Raw genomic sequence first — 7,026 nt, 5'->3', positions numbered from 1 at the left:
CGGGCGCGGCCGGGCGCGCGGTCCGGGCCAGCCGCCGCTGGGCCGCGATGTCGCGCAGCAGCCCGGTGGCGGCCACCGCGAACCCCACCCCCATCAGCATCGACACGGCATATGCAGCCGGGGGAAAGGGTTCGGAGCCCACGAACATGGGGATGAAGGTGATCAGCGTGGCGACCGCTCCGACGGCGAAGATCACTCCGCCGATCCGGACCAGCAGGTCTCCACTCCGGCTCTCTGACTCAGGTGTACCGCTCACCCCACCAGGGTAGGCGGCGCTCCCGGGGCAGCCGCGGGGTGCGGTCCTCCCGTGGGACGAGGTCGTACCGTGATCGTCGGCGTGCCACCGGCGACCGAGTGCGACTAGCCTGGAGTGTGTGGCGGGTCCTGCGGCCCGCCGCACTGTCATGTGCTGGGACGCTGGCCGGTGGGCGGCCAGGATGACTGCGACGAGGACGAGGACAAGTGCCTACCGGCAAGGTCAAGTGGTTCAACAGCGAGAAGGGCTTCGGCTTTCTCTCCCGTGACGACGGCGGCGATGTCTTCGTGCACCAGTCGGCGCTGCCCGATGGGGTGACCACCCTCAAGCCGGGGCAGCGGGTGGAATTCGGCGTGGTGGCCGGGCAGCGCGGTGAGCAGGCGCTGTCGGTGGCCCTGCTCGACCCGGCGCCCTCGGTGGTCGCGGCCCGGCGCCGCAAGCCGGACGAGCTCGTCTCCATCGTCCAGGACCTGTCCACGCTGCTCGACGGCGTCGCCCAGCAGCTGGAGCGCGGGCGCTACCCGGAGAAGCAGGCCGGCCGCAAGATCGCCAGCATGCTCCGCGCCGTCGCCGACGAACTCGACGTGTGAGCCTCGGCGTGTGAGCCGGTGTCCTCGCCTGGACCACCGGCTCGCCGCAGGGGTCGCGCGATCGGCTCAGGGCAGGCGGAGCAGGGCGGGATCGACGGGCGGTACGAGACCCTGCGCGGCGGCCCGGTCCAGCAGGGTGCGGACGGCCGCCAGCCCGGCCTCGCCCAGGTCGGCGGTGAAGTCGTTGACATACAGACCGATGTGCCGGTCCGCCACGTCCGGGTCCATCTCCTGGGCGTGGCGCAGCACATAGGCCCGTGACGCGCCGGGATCGTCCCAGGCCATCCGCACCGAGCGGCGGATCGTGCCGGCCAGCGCGCGCAGCCGGTCCGCGCCCAGCGAGCGCTTGGCGACGATGGCGCCCAGCGGGATCGGGTGACCGGTGGACCGCTCCCAGAACTCGCCCATGTCGGCGAGCTGGTGCAGCCCGTAGTCGCGGTAGGTGAACCGGGCCTCGTGGATCACCAGCCCGGCGTCCACCCGGCCGTCCCGCACCGCGGGCATGATCTCGTGGAACGGCAGCACCACCACCCGGCCGACGCCGCCCGGTACCCGCTCGGCCGCCCACAGGCGGAACAGCAGATGGGCGGTGGAGCGCTCGCCCGGCACGGCGACCGTGCCGCCGGACAGGGCGGCCGCGGTGGTGTCCGGGTCGCGGGTGAGCACCAGCGGGCCGCAGCCGCGGCCCAGCGCCCCGCCGCAGGGCAGCAGCGCGTACTCCCGCAGCACCCAGGGCAGCACGGCACAGGAGACCTTGAGCACGGTGCCTCGGCCGCGCTCGGCGAGGCCGTTGGTGATGTCGATGTCGGCGAAGGTCACCCGCACCTCGGGCGCGTCCGGCACCAGGCCGTGCGCCCAGGCATGAAAGACGAAGGTGTCGTTGGGACACGGCGAAAACGCGATGTCCAGCGCGCCCGTGGCGGGGTTTCCGGCCGCCGGTGCGTGCCGCTCTGCCGAGCGGGTCTCCGCCGCTCGCCGTCCGGCTGTGCGGGGCTCCGCGCCGGGGGGTGTGGGACCGGAGGGGTGGGGCATGGCGGTCACTTTCGTTCCGTTGCCGGGCCGGGCCAGGATTCCACCACCGGCAGCAGCTTGCCGAACGCCTCGGTCAGTGCCTGGAGCGCCTCGGCGATCCGCCAGGCGGAACGGTCCCGCGGGCCGACCGCGTTGGAGACCGTCCGCACCTCCAGCACCGGCACCTCCTGCGGGGCCGCGGCCTCGGCCACGCCGAAGCCCTCCATGGCCTCGGCCGCCGCCCCCGGGCAGCGGGCGGCGAGCTCGGCGGCGCCCTGCGCGGTGCCGGTCGCCGTGGCCACCGTCAGCACCGGGCCCAGCACCGCTCCGGCGGCCCCGGCCGCCGCCTCGGCCAGGCCGGCCGGGGGCAGGTGCTCGCAGGTGCCGAAGCCCAGCTCGGCCACCGACAGGAAACCTTCCGCGGTCCGCACCCCCAGGTCCGCCGCCACGATCCGGGACGCCACCACGGTGCCGCCGACCCCGGTCACCGGGACGAAACCGCCCCCGATACCGGCCGAGATCACCAGGCCGTACGGCTCCCCGGCCAGCGCGGCGGCGGTCAGCGCCGCAGCGGTCCGGGCCGCGGCGGCCGCCGTCCCGACCCCGGCGGCCAGCACCTCGGGCCGCCCGCCGCCCCGGCCCAGGGGGGCCGTCCCGGCCAACGCCGCGGCGACCGCCTCCCGCTCGGCGGGAACGGCGGTGACCACCAGGACGCGGCTCAGCTCCATCGGCGCGGCCTAACCCTCTTCCCCGCCGCCCTGGTCGTTCTCGGCGCCCTCGCCGCCCTCGCCGCCCTCACCGTCCTGCTGCTCGCCGGTGCTCGCGCCGCCGTCCTCCTCGCCCCGCGCGGCGTCCCTGGGTTCGAGCTCGACCGTCCACACCCCGCGGGTGTTGCCGTACACCTCGTCGATCAGCACGTCCCAGCTGGCGGCGCCCTCCACCGCCTCCTGGCTGAAGCCCTCGGCCATCTGCACCACGCTGATCCGGATCTCCTCGCCCTCCGGCTCCGGCAGCTCCATGCCGGGGAAGGGCTGCGCCGACCGCGCGATGGAGTACAGCTCGTCCGCGGCGAAGCTGCGGTAGGTGGTGGTGTTCAGCTCCACATCGGCGGGCTGTCCGTTGTAGAACAGCAGCCAGCCGTCCTCCGCGATCTCCGGGTCCACGCCGATCCGGAAGGTATCGCCGTCGGTGGTGCGGAACGCGGCCACATCCCCCTTGCCCGTCAGGCAGCTCTGCGCGGCCTCCACGCTGAGCGGCTCGTCCTCGCTCCAGCAACTGTCCGCCGCCTCCCGCGACTCGGTGTCGGACCCGAGGACGAAATGGGCGTGCGGGCTGGGCTTGGCACAGGCGGACAGGACGAACAGACCCAGCGACGCGGCGCCGGCGGCGAGGGTGGTGCGGGCCGCCCGGCGGCCCCGGCTCCAGGAGAGTGCGGTCATGCGGGCAGGTTACCGGGCCATGGCGATCACCGGACGCGGGGGTGCGGCGCGCCGCGGCGCGCCGCGGCCAGCAGCCCTCGGACGGTGGTGACCACTCCGCAGAACACCAGGCCGGCCGCCACCGCCATCCCGACCGTGCCGATCAGCGGCAGGGAGATGCCGATCGCGCCGCCCACCACCCAGGCCATCTGCACCGTGGTCTCGGAGCGGGCGAACGCCGAGGTGCGCACCACCTCGGGCACATCGCGCTGAATCAGCGCGTCCAGCGACAGTTTGCCCATGGCCTGCGCCAGCCCGGCCACCGCGCTGGCCACCAGCACGGTGATCAGCCCGTAGACCGAGGCGGCCAGCACCGTGCTGCCCAGCGCCAGCACCAGCATGGTCAGCAGGATCGCCTCCGGCGCGCGGTCCCGCGCCCAGGCGCCCAGCAGATTGCCCGCGCCGTTGCCCACCGCGGCGGTCAGCCCCACCAGGCCCATGGACAAGGCAGCGGTGAACCCGGCGAACGGCTGGTCCCGCAGCAGAAAGGCCAGGAAGAAGATGAGGAACCCGGCCAGCGCGCGCAGCGCCGAATTGGCGATCAGCGCCTTCAGCACCGGGGAGTCGGAGGCCAGCCCGCCGCGCCGCCGGCCGGCCGCCCCGACCCGGCCGCCGCCTCCGCCCCGGCCGGCGAACACCGACTCGAAGCGGCTCAGCAGGCCGCCGCCGGACCGCCGGTCGCCGGCCTGCCGGGCCACGGCCCGGGCCTGCGCCAGCTCCTGCAGATGCACGGTGCGTTCGCCCTTGGCCAGATCCACCGTGTGGGGGAGGCGGAAGGACATCACGGCACCGATGAAGGTGATGACGAACGCCCCGTACAGCGGCCACTGCGGGCCGATGACGTTGAGCACCAGCCCGAGCGGGGCCGCCGCGCCCGCCGACAGCAGGCCGGTCAGGGTGATCCGGGCGTTCGCCTTCACCAGCGAGATCTGCCGCGGCAGCAGCCGCGGCACCACCGCGGCGCGCACGATGTTGTACGCCTTGGAGGCCACCATCACGCCCAGCGCCGCCGGATACAGCACCAGTCCGCCGTGGGCGACGGCGCCCGTCATCAGCAGCGCCAGCCCGCCGCGCACCAGCAGTGCCGCGGCCATGGCCGCCCGGCGGCCGTGCGGCAGCCGGTCCAGCATCGGGCCGATGACCGGGGCCAGCAGGACGAACGGCGCCATGGTGACCGCCAGATAGAGCGCCACCCGGCCGCGCGCCTCGTCGGTCGGCACCGAGAAGAAGATGGTGGAGGCGAGCGCCATGGTGATGAGCATGTCGCCCATGGAGTGAACGGCATGCACCTCTATGAGCTTGGCGAGTCCGGACTCGCCGGCGCCCTCGGCATGGGTGGCTCTGCGGATGCGGCGGAGCAGCGCGGCGGGGGCGGCGGTGAGGACGTTTCCGGCGGCCCGGACCACCCGGACGAACGCGCCGGTCCGGGCCCTGACGCCGGTGTCGGACGTACTGTCAGTGGCCACCCTGCAAGGGTAGGGGCTCGGCCGCGCCCCGGAGCCGCCCATCCCCCGGCCCAGCGCCGCCGGATGGGCGCCCCGGGGAGCCGCCGGGCACCGTCCGGCGGCGGCGGACGGCGGGATGCGGGCGACCGGGAGCCGAGCGCCGCCGGGTAAGGTAGCGTGGTTGACCGGTGCGCCGTGCCTTGCCGAGCACGACGTCGCAGCGGCTCCGGACTGTCCGCGGCTCCGGACAGCGCCGGTCAGCGTGCCGGACAGTGCCGGGTCACTGCCGGGTCACTGCCGGGCTCCGCTCCGGTCACCGCGTCGGCCTCCGGCCCGCGGACGGACCGGTGGCGGTACGTCGCCAGACCGCTCCGTCGGCCCGTTCGTTCGCCCTCGGCGCCCGCACCGGACAACGGCACAGGAGAAAGTCGATCGCCAGTGACTGCTCGGACGCGAAGTCGGAGAACCGCCGACCAGTTGTGTGTGGAGGCCGTCGAGCTGGCCCGGGAGGCCGCCGTCGAAGCCGCCCGCCCGCAGCCACTCGGGCCGCATCTGGGCGTTGTCACCGAAGGCGACCGGCTGGTGACCCACCTCTTCGAATGCCGGGACCCGGCCTATCGCGGCTGGCGCTGGAGCGTCACGGTGACCCGGGCCGCCCGGGCCCGCCATGTGACCATCGACGAGGTGGCGCTGCTGCCGGGGCCGGACGCGCTGCTGGCGCCCCAGTGGGTGCCGTGGAGCGAGCGGCTGCGGCCCGGTGATCTCAGCCCCGGTGATCTGCTGCCGGCGTCCGGTGACGACCTGCGGCTGGAGCCCGGCTTCACCGGCGAGGACGAGCCGCCGCCGAACTCGGTGGAGGCGCCCGGGGCTGCCGCGGCCGAGGCCGGTGCGGAGCCCGAGCGGGCCGACGGCGGGGAGGTCCCGCCCCGGCGGGCCACCATCGCGGCCATCGCCGAGGAACTCGGCCTGGGCCGGGTGCGGGTGCTCTCCCGGTACGGCATGCGGGAGGCCGCGGAGCGCTGGGAGGAGCAGTACGGCCCGGACTCCCCGATGGCCCAGGCGGCCCCCGGCACCTGCGCGAGCTGCGGTTTCCTGGTACCGATGACGGGCTCGCTGCGGCAGGCGTTCGGGGTCTGCGCCAACCAGTACTCGCCGGCCGACGGCCGGGTGGTGTCGCTGTCCTTCGGCTGCGGCGCGCACTCGGAGGCGGCCAAGGTGCCCGCGCCCAAGCCGCCGCCCCCGCCGGTCATCGACCACCTGGGCGCCGACCCGCTCTGAGCCGCCGCCCGCCGGAGCCGGTGCCCGGGGCGACGGCCCCGGCGGCCGACGCGGCGGTCGCCGCGCTCCCGGCGATCGCGGTCAGAGCAGGTAGCGCAGCACCAGGGCCAGCCCGGACAGTGCGACCACGCCCAGCAGCGCGGCCCGGAAGCGGGCGCTCTCCAGCCGCCTGCGCAGCGGCCGGGAGGCCGCGAATCCGGCGACCACGAACGGCACCAGCACCAGGCCCGTCCACACCTGCTCCCCGGTGAGCTGCCCGCCCGCCGCCAGCACGGCCAGCGACAGCGACGCCCCGACCACGAAGAACGCGCCCAGCGTGCCGCGCACCATGGGTGCCGCCGAGTGCTGGAGCACCAGGGCCAGCGGCGGGCCGCCGATCGAGGTCGCGGTGCCGGTCAGCCCGGAGGCCGCCCCGGCCGTCAGCAGCGACACCGGGGTGATCTCGATGCGCAGCGCGGTGAGCGTCGCCGCCACGGCCAGCAGCACCATCACACCGACCGCCGCGCCCAGGGCGGTCGGATCGAGCACCGCCACCAGCCAGGCCCCGGCCACCGAGCCGGGAAGGCGGGCGGGCAGCGCCCAGGCCAGGGTCCGCCAGTCGATGTGCCGCCATTCCGCCACGACGGTCAGGACCGGCAGGATCGCGGTGGCGGTGAGCAGCGCGCCCGGCATCAGCGAGGGCTCCAGAAAAGCCACCACCGGAGCGGCCACCAGCCCCAGGCCGAGCCCCACACCGCCCTGCACCACGGAGCCGAAGAAGATCACCGGACCGACGATGAGCAGGAATGTTATGTCAGGCACGGGCGGCGAGGTTATCAGCCGCACGGCTTGTCCCGCCGTCCGATGACCGCGGTGCCCCGTGGCCGGCGGGCCCGTGCACGGACGCCCCGGTGCCGGGCCCCGGGCGGTGCCGGTCCGGCGAACCGCTCCGGCAGCGCCCGGCTGCCCGGCCCCGCGGTGCCCGGCGG

General features: G+C 75.2%; 8 protein-coding genes. 2 read left to right on the top strand and 6 right to left on the bottom strand.

Annotation, left to right across the window (positions count from 1 at the left end; all coding sequences use genetic code 11):
* Positions 1–256 (bottom strand): hypothetical protein (locus tag GQS09_RS25805; RefSeq protein ID WP_165989958.1); only part of this gene is annotated, 256 nt, incomplete at its 3' end.
* Between the two features lie 206 nt (positions 257–462).
* On the opposite strand from GQS09_RS25805, the gene GQS09_RS30805 reads away from it, so the two are divergent.
* Entirely contained in the window at positions 463–846 is a 384-nt protein-coding gene (locus GQS09_RS30805; protein ID WP_165989957.1) for a cold-shock protein, read from the top strand.
* Positions 847–912: 66 nt separating this feature from the next.
* On the opposite strand, the gene GQS09_RS25795 is transcribed toward GQS09_RS30805, so the two are convergent.
* The 4 genes from GQS09_RS25795 to GQS09_RS25780 are packed head-to-tail and all read right to left on the bottom strand — an operon-like array spanning position 913 to position 4,843.
* Entirely contained in the window at positions 913–1,887 is a 975-nt protein-coding gene (locus GQS09_RS25795) for a 1,4-dihydroxy-6-naphthoate synthase (RefSeq protein WP_313896334.1), read from the bottom strand.
* Positions 1,884–2,585, bottom strand: coding sequence for a futalosine hydrolase (locus tag GQS09_RS25790; RefSeq protein WP_165989956.1), 702 nt, complete (start codon positions 2,583–2,585; stop codon positions 1,884–1,886). The genes GQS09_RS25795 and GQS09_RS25790 overlap by 4 nt, the downstream gene beginning before the upstream one ends.
* Positions 2,586–2,594: 9 nt before the next feature.
* A complete protein-coding gene (locus GQS09_RS25785; RefSeq protein ID WP_165989955.1) occupies positions 2,595–3,296 on the bottom strand; it encodes a hypothetical protein in 702 nt (233 codons plus the stop codon).
* A 26-nt stretch (positions 3,297–3,322) separates the two neighbouring features.
* Positions 3,323–4,843 (bottom strand): MFS transporter, encoded by a 1,521-nt coding sequence (locus GQS09_RS25780; protein WP_165989954.1) that lies wholly within the window; start codon positions 4,841–4,843, stop codon positions 3,323–3,325.
* 375 nt (positions 4,844–5,218) lie between these two features.
* On the opposite strand from GQS09_RS25780, the gene GQS09_RS25775 reads away from it, so the two are divergent.
* Positions 5,219–6,058, top strand: a complete 840-nt coding sequence (locus GQS09_RS25775) for a DUF3027 domain-containing protein (protein ID WP_165989953.1) — start codon at positions 5,219–5,221, stop codon at positions 6,056–6,058.
* An 81-nt stretch (positions 6,059–6,139) separates the two neighbouring features.
* On the opposite strand, the gene GQS09_RS25770 is transcribed toward GQS09_RS25775, so the two are convergent.
* The gene (locus GQS09_RS25770) at positions 6,140–6,859 is read right to left on the bottom strand and encodes a sulfite exporter TauE/SafE family protein (RefSeq protein WP_165989952.1); all 720 of its coding nucleotides are present in this window, start codon (positions 6,857–6,859) and stop codon (positions 6,140–6,142) included.
* Positions 6,860–7,026: the final 167 nt, after the last annotated feature.

It is taken from the genome of Streptomyces sp. YIM 98790 (genome assembly GCF_011421595.1).
Lineage (GTDB): Bacteria > Actinomycetota > Actinomycetes > Streptomycetales > Streptomycetaceae > Streptomyces.
The sequence above is the reverse complement of the archived record's forward strand: the minus strand, read 5'-3'. Positions and strand labels throughout refer to the sequence as shown.

Coding starts and splice junctions, on each gene's coding strand:
- GQS09_RS25785 (WP_165989955.1), bottom strand. CDS start 3,296: ATGACCGCACTCTCCTGGAGCCGGGGCCGCCGGGCGGCCCGCACCACC.
- GQS09_RS25790 (WP_165989956.1), bottom strand. CDS start 2,585: ATGGAGCTGAGCCGCGTCCTGGTGGTCACCGCCGTTCCCGCCGAGCGG.
- GQS09_RS25780 (WP_165989954.1), bottom strand. CDS start 4,843: ATGGGCGGCTCCGGGGCGCGGCCGAGCCCCTACCCTTGCAGGGTGGCC.